The 14,833-nt window shown below is 68.0% G+C and carries 14 protein-coding genes; 10 read left to right on the top strand and 4 right to left on the bottom strand.

The genetic code is table 11. The features are described 5' to 3' along the window. Positions 1-35: 35 nt before the first annotated feature. The gene (locus OG716_RS26590) at positions 36-674 is read right to left on the bottom strand and encodes an MspA family porin (RefSeq protein WP_405133411.1); all 639 of its coding nucleotides are present in this window, start codon (positions 672-674) and stop codon (positions 36-38) included. 457 nt (positions 675-1,131) lie between these two features. Here OG716_RS26590 and OG716_RS26585 point away from each other — a divergent pair, with 457 nt between their 5' ends. Continuing rightward, the gene (locus OG716_RS26585; RefSeq protein WP_327146401.1) at positions 1,132-2,346 is read left to right on the top strand and encodes a PspC domain-containing protein; all 1,215 of its coding nucleotides are present in this window, start codon (positions 1,132-1,134) and stop codon (positions 2,344-2,346) included. A gap of 10 nt (positions 2,347-2,356) precedes the next feature. After that, the gene (locus OG716_RS26580) at positions 2,357-2,998 is read left to right on the top strand and encodes a response regulator (RefSeq protein WP_405133410.1); all 642 of its coding nucleotides are present in this window, start codon (positions 2,357-2,359) and stop codon (positions 2,996-2,998) included. A gap of 139 nt (positions 2,999-3,137) precedes the next feature. Here the strand turns inward: OG716_RS26580 and OG716_RS26575 are convergent, their stop codons facing one another. Then, entirely contained in the window at positions 3,138-4,268 is a 1,131-nt protein-coding gene (locus tag OG716_RS26575) for a serine/threonine-protein kinase (protein ID WP_405133409.1), read from the bottom strand. Between the two features lie 261 nt (positions 4,269-4,529). Here OG716_RS26575 and OG716_RS26570 point away from each other — a divergent pair, with 261 nt between their 5' ends. The 6 genes from OG716_RS26570 to OG716_RS26545 all read left to right on the top strand — a co-directional run bounded on the left by OG716_RS26570 (position 4,530) and on the right by OG716_RS26545 (position 10,045). Beyond that, positions 4,530-5,366, top strand: coding sequence for a hypothetical protein (locus OG716_RS26570; protein ID WP_405133408.1), 837 nt, complete (start codon positions 4,530-4,532; stop codon positions 5,364-5,366). A gap of 70 nt (positions 5,367-5,436) precedes the next feature. Beyond that, complete coding sequence (locus OG716_RS26565; RefSeq protein ID WP_405133407.1) at positions 5,437-5,592, top strand: hypothetical protein; 156 nt, start codon at positions 5,437-5,439, stop codon at positions 5,590-5,592. Continuing rightward, positions 5,589-7,466 carry a DNA polymerase Y family protein gene (locus OG716_RS26560; protein ID WP_405133406.1) on the top strand — a complete coding sequence of 626 codons (1,878 nt, stop codon included), beginning with the start codon at positions 5,589-5,591 and terminating at the stop codon, positions 7,464-7,466. The genes OG716_RS26565 and OG716_RS26560 overlap by 4 nt, the downstream gene beginning before the upstream one ends. Positions 7,467-7,659: 193 nt before the next feature. Continuing rightward, positions 7,660-8,418, top strand: coding sequence for an alpha/beta fold hydrolase (locus OG716_RS26555; protein ID WP_405133405.1), 759 nt, complete (start codon positions 7,660-7,662; stop codon positions 8,416-8,418). 83 nt (positions 8,419-8,501) lie between these two features. Further along, complete coding sequence (locus tag OG716_RS26550) at positions 8,502-9,062, top strand: YdeI/OmpD-associated family protein (protein WP_355124651.1); 561 nt, start codon at positions 8,502-8,504, stop codon at positions 9,060-9,062. Next, entirely contained in the window at positions 9,059-10,045 is a 987-nt protein-coding gene (locus tag OG716_RS26545; RefSeq protein WP_405133404.1) for a sucrase ferredoxin, read from the top strand. The genes OG716_RS26550 and OG716_RS26545 overlap by 4 nt, the downstream gene beginning before the upstream one ends. A gap of 347 nt (positions 10,046-10,392) precedes the next feature. On the opposite strand, the gene OG716_RS26540 is transcribed toward OG716_RS26545, so the two are convergent. After that, positions 10,393-11,058, bottom strand: coding sequence for a TetR/AcrR family transcriptional regulator (locus tag OG716_RS26540; protein WP_405133403.1), 666 nt, complete (start codon positions 11,056-11,058; stop codon positions 10,393-10,395). Positions 11,059-11,211: 153 nt separating this feature from the next. Here OG716_RS26540 and OG716_RS26535 point away from each other — a divergent pair, with 153 nt between their 5' ends. Both OG716_RS26535 and OG716_RS26530 read left to right on the top strand, forming a co-directional pair. Further along, positions 11,212-13,251 (top strand): CocE/NonD family hydrolase, encoded by a 2,040-nt coding sequence (locus tag OG716_RS26535; protein ID WP_405133402.1) that lies wholly within the window; start codon positions 11,212-11,214, stop codon positions 13,249-13,251. Positions 13,252-13,401: 150 nt separating this feature from the next. Further along, positions 13,402-13,719 (top strand): hypothetical protein, encoded by a 318-nt coding sequence (locus OG716_RS26530; protein ID WP_355124659.1) that lies wholly within the window; start codon positions 13,402-13,404, stop codon positions 13,717-13,719. Between the two features lie 118 nt (positions 13,720-13,837). Here OG716_RS26530 and OG716_RS26525 read toward each other — a convergent pair whose 3' ends face one another. Beyond that, a complete protein-coding gene (locus OG716_RS26525) occupies positions 13,838-14,824 on the bottom strand; it encodes an SDR family NAD(P)-dependent oxidoreductase (protein ID WP_405133401.1) in 987 nt (328 codons plus the stop codon). Positions 14,825-14,833 lie beyond the last annotated feature (9 nt).

Genomic DNA, 14,833 nt, shown 5'->3' with positions numbered 1-14,833 from the left:
CCGCCGCAGGGCATCGAGCCGGTGGATGCGCCGGATCACAGCACGATCGGGTCGCCGATGACCCAGTCGCCCGCATCCGCCTCGGGTGAGGTGGCCTCGATGATCGTGTATGCCTGCACCGTCAGCGGTCCGCCGCAGCCATTCACGGTGAGCCGGTAGTCGTGGTCGACGATGTAACCGGTGCCGCCCGCGGGCAGCTCCTTCTCGCCGAGCTTGATGTCATTGATCTTGCCGGGCGTGATGGACAGATCCACGCCGATGCTGCCCCCGATGGTGGGGGCGATGCTCACATTCGCGGACGGTGTCACCAGGTCCGTCCCGGCGCTCACCCCCACCGAGGCGTCGGCGGTGATGCCCACATTCGCCGCGATATCGAACTTCACATCCAGATCGACGGCGCAGGCGACGAAGTAGCCGGTGCGGATCTTGCCGGTGCCGCCCTGCACCCGTCCGTAGGAAGTGTTGTCCAGGTACACCTCCCGACTGGTCGGCATCCCGTTCAAGGGCGGCACCACCCGGGCGGCATTGTCGGTGTGCCCGACGGTGATCGACATGCCGTTGGGTGCGGTGGTGGTCTTCTCGTGCGGTGCCAGTGCGTCGGCGTGGCCTGCTCCGGCGCCGAGGGTGAGTCCGGCTGCGGTGACTACAGCGGCGAACGCGGTCTTGATGATCATGATGGTTCCTCCCCGAACCTGTTGCGCCGCTGCGGTAGCGGTCGCGGTGTGGGACTCGCTGGTCCCGAGGAGAAAGTTAGGGAGGACACCCGGTGCGGGCCGAGCGCCTTATGCTCCGGAATGAGGAATAGCTGCTGATGAGAGTGGTCGCGACCGGTTCTCCGGTCCGGTCGGCCCGTTTCGTCCGGCCGCCGCGCCCGGTGTCCGGTCCGGCGCGTCCGGGAGCACCGCCGAAATACTGCCGCCGCGATTTCCGTGCAGCTCAGAACCGGTTTTCTGTCCGGTCCGGACAAACTCTCGGTCTCAGGGCCGGAATGGGGGTGTTTCCCGATGTTGCCTGTCACCGTGGCATGCCAGTATCGGAGGTATGTATCCGTCCGCGCCCCTGTTCGACCCTGCCCGTGGGGCGCTCGATCCCGCGCGCACGGTGGCGGCGCAGCCGCAGCCGCAGCGGCTGATGCGGCGTTCCGGCGGCCGGGTGGTCGGCGGGGTGGCGGGCGGTCTGGCCGACCATCTCGGCATCGATGTCTTCAAGGTGCGCATTGCGTTCGTGCTGCTGTCCGGGCTGCTCGGGGCCGGGGTGGTGGCGTACGGGATGCTGTGGATCTTCACGCCGGGAGGCGGGGACGCGGTGAAGCCGTCGGCGTCGGAGCGGCGGCAGGCCATCGGGCTGGTGCTGCTCGGGCTGGCGCTGTCGGTCGGCATGTCGTGGTTGTTCAACGGGACGGCCGCGCAGGTGGTGGGGCCGATCATCGTGGTCGCCATCGGTGCGGCGCTGGTGTGGCGCGAATTCGATGCGGACGGGCCGAGATCCGCCATCGGCCTGCCGTCGCGGCCGTCGGTGGTCACCTGGGCGCGCATTGTCGCGGGCGCGACGCTGATCGTGGTCGGGCTGGGTGTGGTGGTGCTGGCGCGCATCAATCTGAGTTCGCTGGGTTCGGCCCTGCTGGCGGTGGCGGTCACCCTGGTCGGGGCCGGGCTGCTCACGGTGCCGCTGTGGCTGCGCATGGTGCGGGCGCTGAATGATGAACGCGCGGCGCGTATTCGCAATGACGAGCGTGAGGAGATCGCCTCACATCTGCACGATTCGGTGCTGCAGACGCTCGCCCTGATCCAGCGGCAGGCCGGGGATCAGCACGAGGTGGTGCGGCTGGCGCGCAGTCAGGAGCGTGAGCTACGCAAGTGGCTGTTCGATGACACCGGGCCGGCGCAGTCGAGTCTGGTTGCGGCGCTGCGCACCATCGCCGGTGAGGTGGAGGATCAGCACGGGGTGAAGGTCACGCCGGTGACGGTGGGCGATGTGACCATGGATGTCGACGACAGCGGAATCGGCCTGCCCAAGGAGCATTTCACCGCACTGCTCGGCGCCAGCCGCGAAGCCCTGGTGAATGCCGCCAAACATGCCGAGGTGCCCTCGATCGACCTGTTCGCGGAGGCCGAACCGCATCAGGTGAGCGTCTTCGTGCGGGACCGGGGCAAGGGTTTCGACGTGAACGCGGTCGAATCCGACCGGCAGGGCCTGACCAGATCCATTCGCGCCCGTATCGAACGGCGCGGCGGGCATGTGGAGATCACCTCGACGCCCGGGCGTGGCACCGAGGTGCGAATCACCATGCCCCGCAAGGATGGTGCCGACGAACGTATTGTGGTGCAGCACGACTCTGCCGAATGAGGAGCTTGTGGTGAGTGTCCGGGTGTTTCTGGTCGACGATCATGCCGTGTTCCGGTCCGGGGTGCGGGCCGAGCTGAGTCGTGAATCCGATATGGAGGTGGTCGGTGAGGCCGGCGGGGTGGCCGAGGCCATTGCCGGAATCAAGGCGACCACACCGGATGTGGTGCTGCTCGATGTGCACATGCCCGATGGCGGCGGAGTAGCCGTACTCCAGGGCGTCGAGGCGGGGCCGGTGTGCCTGGCGCTCAGCGTTTCCGATGCGGCCGAGGATGTGATCGCGGTGATTCGCGCGGGGGCGCGCGGCTATGTCACCAAGACGATCTCGGGTCCCGAACTGGCGGACGGCATTCGGCGGGTGGCGGGTGGCGATGCCGTATTCAGCCCGCGCCTGGCCGGTTTCGTGCTGGATTCGTTCACCGGCCGGTCCCAGGTGCCCGAGCCGCCGCTCGATCCCGAACTGGATTCGCTCACCCCGCGTGAGCTGGAGGTGCTGCGCCTGCTGGCGCGCGGCTACACCTACCGGGAGATCGCCGAGAACCTGTTCATCTCGGTGAAAACGGTCGAGACCCACGCCTCCAACGTGCTGCGAAAGACCCAGCAGTCCAACCGCAATGCCCTGACCCGCTGGGCCCATCGCCGCCGCATCGATTGACCCGCCTCCCCGGAACTTGGCGCACGGCTGGGTGCCGTTGACGGTCGTGCACGCGTGCCGGCGGTTCGGTGCCGAATCTATTTTGGACGTACCCGACGAGTTACCCGGGCCTCACGAAATCAGTTGTCGCCTTTGCGAACTACAACACGACCAAGATGACGATGATGATCAGCAGGCCGATGAGCAGGCCGATCGCTACCGCCAGGGGTCCGGCGTTGGGGCCGAGCTTGGAGAGGTCGAAGCCCTTCGACTTCTGCTGCGGGGCAGCGGGTGCGGCGGCGGAGTTGGCGCGCTGCGGGCGGGGGAGCGGGCTGGAGTGCGGGCTGCGCAGTCCGGCAGCGGAATTGCGCGCCGCCCAGGCCGGAATGGTGCCGTCGTCGGTGCGCACCGGCGCGCCGAGAATGTAGGGCGCGGTACCGGGACCGAAAGCCGCGGTGAGGATTTCATTGCGCGCCTCGGCCATGGTGGGGCGCCGCTGCGGCGCCGGTTCCATCATGTGCAGCAGCACCGAGGTGAGCGGTCCGCTGCGCTGCGGCGGAATCACCTGCGCCATGGCGGCGCGTTCCACGATCACCCCGCTGTCGTCGTGGAAGCCGTACGGCGGCTGGCCCTCCATGGCGGTGTACAGCGTTGCGCCGAGCGAGAATACGTCGCTGGCGGTGGTCGGCTGGGCGCCGCGCGCGACCTCCGGCGGCAGGTAGGCGGGGGTGCCGGTGATGACATCGCCGACATCGTCGGCATCGCCCGCGGCGCTGGAGATGCCGAAGTCGCTGAGTTTGACCATGCCGACCTCGTCGCCGCGATCGGCTACCAGAATATTGCCGGGCTTGATGTCACGGTGCACGATGCCCGCGGCGTGCGCGGTGGCCAGTGCGTCGGCGACCTGCGCGCCGATCTGCGCGACCTCGATGGGGGAGAGCGCGTTGGTCAGCGAGATGGCCTTGGCGACGCTGCGCGAGGGCAGGTACTCCATCACCAGCCAGGGCTCGCCGTTCTCGAGCTCCACGTCGTACACGGCGATGGCGTGCTCGTGCGAGAGCTTCGCGGCCACCCGGCCCTCGTGCATGATGCGTCGCCGCACCTCCTGGGCCTCGTGCTCATTGAGCCCGGCGGTGGTGAGCACCTGCTTGATGGCGACATCGCGGTTGAGTAGGCGGTCCTTCGCCAGCCACACCGCACCCATGCCGCCGCCACCGAGCTTCGATTGCAGACGGTAGCGGCCGGCCACCAGGTAATCGGGGCCGACGATGGGACGGGCGCGTTCGGTCACGGGTGCAGGGTAGCGGAAAACCATCCTGACTGGCCTGGTTCGAAACTCGAGGTTTGCGCCACTGCCTCTTGACGCGTGCCGAGGCTCGAGTTCTACTGTGCTTGAATCGAACATATATTCGACTATCGTAAGTAGCTGAGTTGGTGCTGGCTGATCCGTCCCGGACCTGTAGGGGGTTCGGGATGTGGCTTCGGCGCAGTGCGGTGGAGCCCTGCGCTCCTGGGAATTGGGTCCCCATCGATTGGGAGAGGTGGTCGAGAGATGGGTTCGGCGGAGGAGGCCAAGCAGCTGCAGCTGGCCGAATTGCGGCGGCGCATGGCGGCGATTCCGGCGCGCGGCGCCGAGGTGCCGGTACGCCTGCCGGGTGTGCAATCGGGCGCGGTGGCGCGGCAGGTGCAGCCGGTGGCGGCGGGTTCGCGACCGGAGACGGATGTGCCGGCGACGACCGCGGGCACCCGGGTGGTGGGCGCGGAGTTGCGGCGGGAATCGCTGCCGGTGCCGCCCGCGCTCGAAAACCTTTTGCCCGAAGGCGGTTTGGCGAAGGGGTCGGTGGTCTTGTACTCCGGTGCCAATTCCCTGCTCTCCGGTTTGCTGGCCGCGGTCACCGGTTCCGGCGGTCATGCCGCGGTGGTCGGCGTGCCGCGTTTCGGCTTGCTGGCAGCAGCGGAAATGGGTGCGCGACTGGACCGTTTGGCGGTTGTCGTCAATCCCGGTCCGGATCCGCTCGAAGTCGCCTCGGTGTTGCTGGACGGCCTGGATCTGGTGATTTTGGGCTTGAACGGTGCTTCGGTGCCCATGTCCCGCACCCGAGTGCTCACCGCGCGCGCCCGGAGCAAGGGCTCCACGCTGGTGGTCACCGGTGGTTTCTGGGCCGGTCCGGTGCTGCGCATCGACAGTCAGGTGACCGGGTACAGCGGCCTGGGCCGTGGTTGCGGCCGATTGCGCACCGTCCGGCTGAATGTCTCCGTACACGGCCGCTCCGCCCAGCCCCGCCTCGGTCATCTCGCCCTGAGCCCGAGCAATGGCCGGGTCGAATGGGTGGATGCGAATCACGCTGTCTCCGAACCGCTGAGCCCCGCCCGCCATGCCGTCTCCTGACCGCCGGGCCGGGGCGGGAGCTGTCCGCCGGCCGGCGATACCGGGGTCGCCGATTGCAGTCGGCGACGCTGTGCCGAGCAATCGTGACGTGTGGGCGCCCCCGCGCACGATTTCGCATGCTGCGCACGGGATCCGGCGCTATTTCGTGCGCGACGCACCAGGTGGCGCACGGCGTGCCGCCGATCTGTGCGCGGCGGAGACCGGGGTCGTGGTGTGGTGGGCGTGAAGGCGCGGCGGGTGCTGGCGGTGTGGTGCCTGGATTGGCCTGCGGTGGCAGCGGCCGCCGAGGCGGGGGCGCCGGCCACCCGGGCGGTGGCGGTGCTTTCGGCCAATCGGGTGACGGCGTGTTCGGCGGCGGCGCGGGCGGAGGGGATTCGGCGCGGGCTGCGGAAGCGGGAGGCGCAGGGGCGGTGCCCGGATCTGCTGGTGGTACAGGAGGATCCGGATCGGGATGCGCGGCTGTTCGAGCCGGTGGTGGCGGCCGTGGATGCGACCGTACCGGGGGTGGAGGTGCTGCGGCCCGGGCTGCTGGTGCTGTCGGCGCGCGGCGCCGCCCGGTTCTTCGGGTCGGAAGAGGCTGCGGCGGAACAGCTTGTGGACGCGGTGGCGGCGGCCGGGGCGGAATGTCAGATCGGCATTGCCGACGAGCTGTCCACGGCGGTGCTCGCCGCGCGCCGCAACACCATTGTGCCGACCGGTAAGGGTGCGGAATTCCTTGCGCCGCTGCCGGTCTCCGAGTTGTCGGTGGAACCGGCCCTGGCCGCACCGGAACGCGCCGATCTGGTGGATCTGCTGCGCCGCTTGGGATTACGCCGCATCGGTGATTTCGCCGCGCTCACCCCCGCCGAGGTGGCCTCCCGCTTCGGCACGGATGCCATTGCCGCGCATCGCTGCGCCCGTGCCGAACCGGAGCGCCCGCCCTCCGCGCAGACGCCCGCCCCCGACCTCACGGTGGAATACCGCTGCGATCCCCCGATCGAGCGTATCGACGCCGCCGCCTTCGCCGGCCGTCTGCTCGCCACCCGCCTGCACGAGGGCCTCGCCGCCGCCTCGGTGGCCTGCACCCGCCTGATCATCCACGCGGAAACCGAAGCAGGAGAAGAGTTCTCCCGCACCTGGCGCTGCGCCGAACCCCTCACCCCCGACAGCACCGCCGACCGCATCCGCTGGCAACTCGACGGCTGGCTCACCCGCCGCTCCCTCGACCGCGCCCGCGCCGCCCGATATGGAACGACAGGTCGCGGCGCAGTGCCGCGGCCGGAGGGAAACGGCACGACGGCGTACCCGCCCGGCCGCCGCCCTGATTCGGTCGGATTCGAAGCGGACTCGACCGGGCGCGTTGCTGATTCGAGTGAGCGTGGCACGAGTTCTCCCGGGCGAGGTATGGGTTCGAGTGGGCGCGACGCCAGTTCGGGCGGACGTGGCATCGGTTCGAGTGGGCGCGGCGTGGTTTCGCGTGGGCGTGGCTCGGAATCCGCTGGAGTGGAAGAGAACTCGGATGGGTGGGCGGAGGAGGAGGTACCGGGCTCTCCTATTACTCTGCTGCGGCTGGAACCGGTGGAGGTGGTTTCGGCGGGGGCATTGCAGCTCGGGTTGTGGGGTGGGGTCGGGGAGGGGGAGGAGCGGGCGCGGCGGGCGCTGGTTCGGGTGCAGGGGCTGCTGGGCGGGGACGCGGTGCGGTTGGGGGTGCTCAGCGGCGGGCGCGGGCCCGCGGAGCGGATCACCATGGTGACGCTGGGGGAGGAGCCGGTGCCGGCGGCGGATCCGGCGCAGCCGTGGCCGGGGCGCTTGCCGGAGCCCGCGCCCACCGTGGTGTGGGTGAGCCGGCCACAGGTGCGGCTGGAGGCGGCGGACGGATCCCCGGTGTGGGTGACCGACCGCGGTCTGTTCACCGCCGATCCGGCGCAGCTGCACTGGGGCCGCAGGTCCTGGCTGCTGATCGGCTGGGCTGGTCCGTGGCCGCTGGACGACCGCTGGTGGACGCACCGGTTCGAGCACGGCTTCGCGGCCCGCGCCCAGGTTCTGCTCGACAAGGACAAGCGCGCCCTGCTGCTGCTCGGCTACAACCACACCTGGCATGTGGAAGGCCTCTACGAGTGAGATCGGACCGTGCTTCCGCACCGAACAGCCCCTGCCTGAATCGCACAGCCTTTACCGGGCGTGTGCGGCTCGGGCACGGGCTGTGTCGTCGATGGGGACGGCCGGGCGAACGGTAGCGGCGGGCTGGTCACCGGTTATGGCGGTGCGCACAAGCTGCGGCGAGGTGGAAGGCCGGTCCGTAGGCTGGTTGATCGTGGAGACGGTCAGCAAGGTCGCGTTCGATGACGTGTCGATCGCCTATCGGGATTCCGATGCGGCGGGGCACGGGTCGAACGATGCGCCGGTGATGCTGGTGCACGGGATGGGCGGGGACGGGCACACCTGGGATCGGTTCGCGGCGGAGCTGGTGCGGCAGGGGCGGCGGGTGATCATTCCGGATCTGCGGGGGCACGGCCGGAGCGGGCATGCCGATTCGTATCGTTTCCCGGAGTTCGGCGTGGATGTGCTGCGGCTGTGCGATCGGCTGGGCCTGGCGCGGGTCGATCTGGTCGGGCATTCGCTGGGTGGTTACGCGGTGTCGTGGGTCGCCATGGAGCGTCCGGAATTGGTGCGGCGGTTGGTTATTGAAGAGCAACCGTTGCCGCTGCGTTCCGGGGACGAGCAGATGACCCTGACCCGCAGATTGCCGTCGCTGCCGGAGCTGTGGCACGCCACCAGCAGTCTGGTCCGGCATCCGCGCGCGGTGCTGGCTTTCGATCGCGCCATGACCGGCACCGCACTGGAGCAGTTCCGCAAGCCGCTGCCGGAATGGTGGGAGGGCCTGCCTGGGATCACGGCGCCGATGCTTTTCCTGCGCGGCGGCCCGGGCGGCATGGTCGACCCGGCGAAATTGGAATTGCTGCGCGCCGCCGTGCCCGAGTGCACGGTGCGGGTCTTCAGTTCCGGGCACAGCATTCACCGCGATCGCTATCCGGAATTCGCGAGCACCGTCCTGCCCTTCCTGGGGCACTGAGCTGGTGCGTTCCCGAAGCGCCGGACAATTGCGTTTTACGGGGACCGAACACCGAAGGCCCCGGCGGAATCTACAGTTAGACGGTGTCCGCACTCGAGCGTCCCACCTTGTTCTTCGCCGATGAGCAGTCGTTTCGGGAATGGCTGGCGGCCAATCACGCTGCCGTCGACGGTATTTGGATGAAATTCGCCAAAAAGGGGACCGGCTGGGTCTCGCTGGACCATGCTCGCGCGCTCCGGCAGGCCCTGTGTTTCGGCTGGATCGACGGGCAGGCGCGGCCCCTGGACGAGGAGTTCTATCTTGTCGGATTCACCCCGCGCCGCCGCCGCAGTCCGTGGTCACAGCGCAATGTGGGGCTGGTCGCGGAATTGATCGAGCAGGGTCTCATGCATCCGGCGGGGCAGGCGGAGATCGACCGCGCCAAGGAGGACGGCCGCTGGGACAATGCCGCCGGTCGCGATCTGCCGGAGGATTTTCTCGCCGCCCTCGCGCGCAATCCGGAGGCGGCGGCCTTCTTCGAAACGCTGCCCGCGCAATCGCGGATCGTCGTCGGCTATCACCTGGGCAGTGCGGTGCGGCCGGAGACGCGGGCGCGCCGGCTCGAGCAGTTGATTCGCAAACTGGCCGATGGGCAGCCGCTGTGACGGCGTTCGAGGGGCTGGCCTGTTCGGCTGCCGCGCGGGAGATTCCACTACCCGGCAGCGCCACCCGCATCACCGGCTGGCTGTGTATCGAACAGCCCGGCGCGTGGGGTCGCGATGTGATCGGCGATGAGGTGCTCGGCCCCGAGATCACCGCCGTACTGGCGGCGCGCACCAAGGCAGCCCAGGTGCGTCCCATGGTGATCCGCCGCCCTGGCCGCTATGAATTCGACGGTGTGCGTACGGTTCTCATCGCCAGTTCCCGGTCCGAGGGCTCCTGGTGTGAACGCTTGGAGATCACCGACCTCAAAGAATTGCTGGATCTGGACCTGCATCTGCTCAATGGCCCCCCGCCGGGAATCGGTGCGCTGGTGGAGGAACCGCTGATCCTGGTCTGCGCGCACGGTAAGCGCGATCAGTGCTGCGCCCTGCTCGGCCGTCCGATCGCGGCGGGTCTGTCCGATCTGTATCCGGACCGGGTCTGGGAGTGCTCGCATACCGGTGGTCACCGCTTCGCTCCGGCCGTGGTGCTACTGCCGACCGGTCTGACCTACGGTCGTATGGACGGGGATTCGGCCATCGCCATGGTCGAAGCGGCCGACCGCGGCGAGGTATCGCTGACCGGTTTCCGTGGCCGGAGCTGCTACACACCGGCCGAGCAGATCGCGGAAGTGACTGTGCGCCAAGAGATCGGCGACGAAACCTATACCCGCCGCGCCACGGACGGCAATGCGCAGCCCATCGCCGGAGACGCCGACCCGGGTGCGGGCATCGACGACCTCACCGTGGAACTCACCGAAATCGGCAGTGCCACAGTCGAAGATCACGCCACCTTCGCGGGCGCGGCCACAGTGACCCACCGCGACGGCCGCCGCTGGCTGGTCACCACCCGCTCCGTCGCCTACGCCCCGCGCCAAGCCAGCTGTGGCGCCTCGCCGAAACCCGCCACCGCGGTGGTTGCCGACCAGATCCACCCACTGCACTGAGATCCCCGCTATCCCGCGAGCGCCTCCGTAATCTCGCGTGCGGTCATCCCGGCATGAATCTCGCCGCCGTCATCCCGGCATGCTTTTGGCCGGGATCCATTGGAACCGCGTAGATTCCGGCCAAAAGCGCGCCGGAATGGCGAGGGGAGATTCGCGCCGGAATGGCGAGGGGAGGTTCGCGCCGGAATGGTGGGGGAGGTTCGCGCCGGAATGGCGGGGGAGGTTCGCGCCGGAATGGCGGGGGAGGTTCGCGCCGGAATGGCGAGGGAGGTTCGCGCCGGAATTACGGCGGAAGGCTCGCGCCGGAATGGCGAGGGAAGGCTTCGGTAGAGGTTGATGCAGACTGCTCAGTGTGGTCTGGGCTCTGGAACTTCGAAGAGCGCCAGGGTGATTCGGTAGAGCAGGGGAGTGAGGTCCGGGAGGTCGGCGGCCCGGGAGAAGAGCAGGCAGTCGCGGACGCGGTCGTCGATGGCGCCGATGAGCACGTCGAAGACCTCGGTCTCGATGTCCGCCGGGATATCGCCTGCGGCGCGGCCGATGTCGAATGCGGCGCGCATGCGGGCGGCGAAGATCTTCTTCAGGTCGACGCGCTGGCGAGCTACCCGCGGTCCGGCGGCGAAGGCCTCGGTGTGCAGGGCGTGCGCGAATTCGCTGTGCTCGGCGAGGAATCGCAGGTATTCGCCGAGTGTGGTGCGGACCAGACTGCGCCAGTCGGTGCGCGGTGCGGCGGCGATGGCCGCGTCCATGGCGGCGACCACCTGTGCGACCGCCTCGGAGTAGGCCGCCGCGAAGCAGTCTTCGCGGTCTGTGAAGAACTGGTAGAAGGTGCGCCGGGAAATATTGGCGCCGCCCACGATATCGGCCACGGTGGTGGCGGCGTACCCGCGCTCGGACACCGATTCGAGCACGCTCCACATCATGCGGAAGCGCTGTGAATTCTTCACCGTCAGACGGTCGAGGCCGTGGCTGCCACGGGGCAGCCGGGCGCGGCCGACAGCGGGATCGAGACTCATCGGTCCAGGATAACGAGTTGTTTCCGCCGCGCGGGTTATCGCGTGTGACAGGCGCCGAAGCAATGTGGCGGGCAGCATCATTGCACTCGTACGTGTCGCCCGTTACAGTCACGACCCGTTGGGTACGCGAATGTTTCTTTGTCGAGGGGTCGGATGAAACTCGGGAATTCTTGGGGGCGTGCCGTCGGTGCACTAGCCCTGATCACGGCGGCGGTGACGGTCGGCGCGCTGGCGACGCCGGTCGCGGCAAGCACGCCGGACGCCGGCTCGCTCGGTGCGCAGTGGACCGCGGCTCAGGATGATCCGCCACAGTATCCGGGCGTGCACATCGACTGGGACGTGCCGATCACCATGAGTGACGGAACGGTGTTGAAGGCCAATGTCTATCGGCCGATGAACGCCCAGGGCCAGATCGTGGACACCCCGCTTCCGACCATCGTGAATATGACCCCGTACACCAAACTTGTGTCGATGATCGCCGATTCGGCGCTGTCGGTACCGGTGCTGCCGGACATTCTGAGCAATTTCCTGCAGGGCTTCGACCTGTCCGGTGTCGGCCTGGGCGGGCTCACCGACCTCACCAAGGCGCTGCCGGGCGGTGCGGCCCGGCTGTTCACCGCCGACCGCAAACTGATTCAGAGCGGGTACACGCAGGTGGTCGCCGATGTGCGCGGCACCGGTTTCTCCCAGGGCGTGTGGCAGGTCTTCCAGCAGCGCGAACAGCTCGACAGCGCCGAGGTGATCGACTGGGCGAGTAGGCAGTCCTGGTCGGACGGCAAGGTCGGCATGAGCGGCATCTCGTACTCGGCCATCAATCAGCTGCATGCCGCCGAACAGCAGCCGCCCGCGCTGAAGGCCATCTTCCCGGTGGAACCGGGCAGCGATCTGGTGCGTGATGTGCTCGCCACCGGTGGCGCGCTCGGATTCGGCTTCATCCCACCGTGGTTGCTCGGTGTCGACAGCCTCAAGCTCATTCCGGATCTGTCCGCGCTGTTCTCCGGCAACTTCGACTGGAAGTGGCTGGCGGACCGGCTGCAGAGCCCGATGACGTTCTTCGACTACATCATTCAGGCGCTCACCATCCAGAGCGTGCCGGAGATTCCGGACAATCTGAAGAGCCTGCTGGAGACGGACAGTCCGCTGCGCCAAGGCTGGCTCGGTCATCCGGACAAGGTGCGGGTGCCGACCATGGTCTACGGCGGCTGGCATGACATCTTCACCTATTCCGAACCGCGCATCTACAACGCGATTCCGTTGCCGCCCGGGCAGAAACAGCTGATCATGGGCGATACCTACCATGCGGATCCGGGCAGCGGTTTCGGTGCGCCGGGTGCGCCGCCGCGCATGGATGTGCTGCAGCGCGCGTGGTTCGACCACTGGCTCAAGGGAATTGACAACGGTATCGACGGGTACGGCCCGGTGACGCTGTTCCAGCAGGGCGGATCGTGGACCACCGCGGGCGAATTCCCGCGCAGCGAAGCCGATTACCGTCGCATGTACCTGTCCGGAGCGCCCAGCGGCACCGCGGGCGGCAGTCTGTACGACGGCAGTCTGAGCACCGAACCCGGTGGGCCGCAGCGGCTTACCGTCGGCGCCGGGGTCATGAGCCTGTGCTCACGCGATGCCGCGCAGATCACCGCCGGTATCACCGCCGTCCTCGACGCCTGCGCCAAGGATGCCCGGCCGATGGAACTCAACGGCCTGACCTTCACCAGCCCGCCCGTCGCGCAGGCGACCACCCTCTCCGGTCCGGTGAACCTGCATCTCAATACGGTGCTGGACGCGACCGACGGTTACTGGTCGGCAACCATCAATGATGTTGCCCCCGACGGCCGTTCCACGGTTCTCACCTCGGGCCAGCTGACCGCCTCGCTGCGAAAGGTCGACGACGCCAAGGCATCTCGCTCGGCAAACGGCGATTACACCGATCCCTACCCGTACCTGACCCTGGACACCCGTGAGCCGCTGGTTCCCGGTCAGCCCACCCAGCTCGATCTGGGCCTGACCGCCACCGACGCCGTCCTGCAACCGGGCCACCGCCTCCGCGTGGACGTCTTCGCCTTCAATTTCCCCCGCGGCCTTCCGCTCCGGCCGCTGCTCAACGAAAGCCAACTCCTCCCGCAGCACATCGATATCGACCCCAGTGCTCCCAGTTGGATCAACGTACCCATCGGCGGCAACCCGGGCTGGTAGGAAAACTCCGTACGAAAACCCCTCCGCCTCGGGACAGTCGCTGGGTCGGAGGGGTTTTCTTTACAGTTCTCAGCACGAGTAGCAAACTGTTGGTAACTGATGTTCGTATCAGCCCGATACTCCGAGCAACATCTATTCGGGAGGTTCGGAATGCGATCTGTGATGCGACTTGCCGCCGGGGCCGTGATTACCACCGCGGTAGCGGCTGCCACGCTGGTCGGTGGCGGGGTGGCCCAGGCTGACGTCCCGGTCGGGGACGCCAACTGTCATCTGTACAACATCTTCAATACCGGTGGAATGTCGAATTGTGAACTGCCGACCTGGCATCAGGTGAAGCTCACCTGCGTGGCGTGGCCGGTGCCGTTCACCTACTGGAAGTACGGCCCGGTGCAGTACGGGCAGAACCAATCGTGGGCCAGTTGTGATTCGCTGAACGCGCTGGTGGGTCTCGAAGTAATCCAGGCGTGAGCAGCGCTCGGCGTGAGACTGTACACGGCGGGAAACAGCTCGACGGCAACGCTTTCCGGTGCTGATGAGCGTAAAGCGCTGCCGTCGAGGTGATTCGGATCGGTGAGTCGCTACGCGCTCACCAGTGCGTGCCGGGCACCAGCCGCGCGGCCCGGCGCAGTGCGGTGCCGGTGACGCGGATCGCGGGCGGCACCGTTCGCCGGTGACGTTGCGGCACAACAACTTCTACATCGACGGTCTCCGGCTCGGGCACCGTCTCGCCCTTGGCGGCGGGGGAATCGCCGATGGCGCGGTAGTAGCGGTGCAGCACCCGCTCCTTGATGGCCGGTGCGACCAGACTGCCGTACTCCGCGAGCGTGCCCAGCGGCACATCGATGCGGCGCGGCCGCTCGCTGAGGGCCCGCACGATGGTCGCAGCCGCCCATTCCGGAGACTGGGTGGAGGTGCCCTGATCGCCACTGGGCGTGATCATCGGAGTGCGCACCAGCGGCATGTGGATGGTGGTGAAAGTGACGTTGTCGGAGAACATTTCGGCCGCGGTCACCTCGGCGAACTTGTCCAGGGCCGCCTTGCTGGCCAGATAGGCGGCGAAGCGGGGGGTGGCCACCTGCACGCCGGCGCTCGAAATATTCACGATGTGACCGAATTTGCGCTCCCGCATCTGCGGCAGCAGCGCGAGGGTCATGCGGACGGCGCCGAAATAGTTGACCGCCATGGTGCGCTCGAAGTCGTGCATGCGATCGGTGGAGCGGTGCACGGCCCGGCGGATGGACCGCCCGGCATTGTTGACCAGCATGTCGACATGCCCGTGCTCCGCGAGGATGAGCGTGATGGCGGCGTCCACGGAGTCGGCGTCGGTGACATCGCACTGATAGCCGTGCGCCTCGCCCCCGGCGGCCTTGATCTCGTCGACCACGACGGCCAGTTCCTCACCGCGGCGGGCCATCAAAAATACGACCGCGCCCTTTTCGGCGACGGCCAGCGCGGCGGAGCGCCCGATGCCGGAGGAAGCTCCGGTAATGACAACGTGCTTGCCGGTCAGGTCGCGCCGGGCGCGCCGACGGGCCAGGTAACCGTTGTCGTCGGCGGCTGAGCTATCGGTCATCACTGCTCC

The sequence above is a fragment of the Nocardia sp. NBC_01388 genome, assembly GCF_045040085.1.
Classification (GTDB): domain Bacteria; phylum Actinomycetota; class Actinomycetes; order Mycobacteriales; family Mycobacteriaceae; genus Nocardia.
The sequence above is the reverse complement of the archived record's forward strand: the minus strand, read 5'-3'. Positions and strand labels throughout refer to the sequence as shown.

Excerpts from the sequence above, each read along its gene's own strand:
- OG716_RS26585 (WP_327146401.1), top strand. The coding sequence starts at position 1,132 with ATGCGGCGTTCCGGCGGCCGGGTGGTCGGCGGGGTGGCGGGCGGTCTG.
- OG716_RS26590 (WP_405133411.1), bottom strand. The coding sequence starts at position 674 with ATGATCATCAAGACCGCGTTCGCCGCTGTAGTCACCGCAGCCGGACTC.
- OG716_RS26535 (WP_405133402.1), top strand. The coding sequence starts at position 11,212 with ATGAAACTCGGGAATTCTTGGGGGCGTGCCGTCGGTGCACTAGCCCTG.
- OG716_RS26540 (WP_405133403.1), bottom strand. The coding sequence starts at position 11,058 with ATGAGTCTCGATCCCGCTGTCGGCCGCGCCCGGCTGCCCCGTGGCAGC.
- OG716_RS26530 (WP_355124659.1), top strand. The coding sequence starts at position 13,402 with ATGCGATCTGTGATGCGACTTGCCGCCGGGGCCGTGATTACCACCGCG.
- OG716_RS26525 (WP_405133401.1), bottom strand. The coding sequence starts at position 14,824 with ATGACCGATAGCTCAGCCGCCGACGACAACGGTTACCTGGCCCGTCGG.
- OG716_RS26570 (WP_405133408.1), top strand. The coding sequence starts at position 4,530 with ATGGGTTCGGCGGAGGAGGCCAAGCAGCTGCAGCTGGCCGAATTGCGG.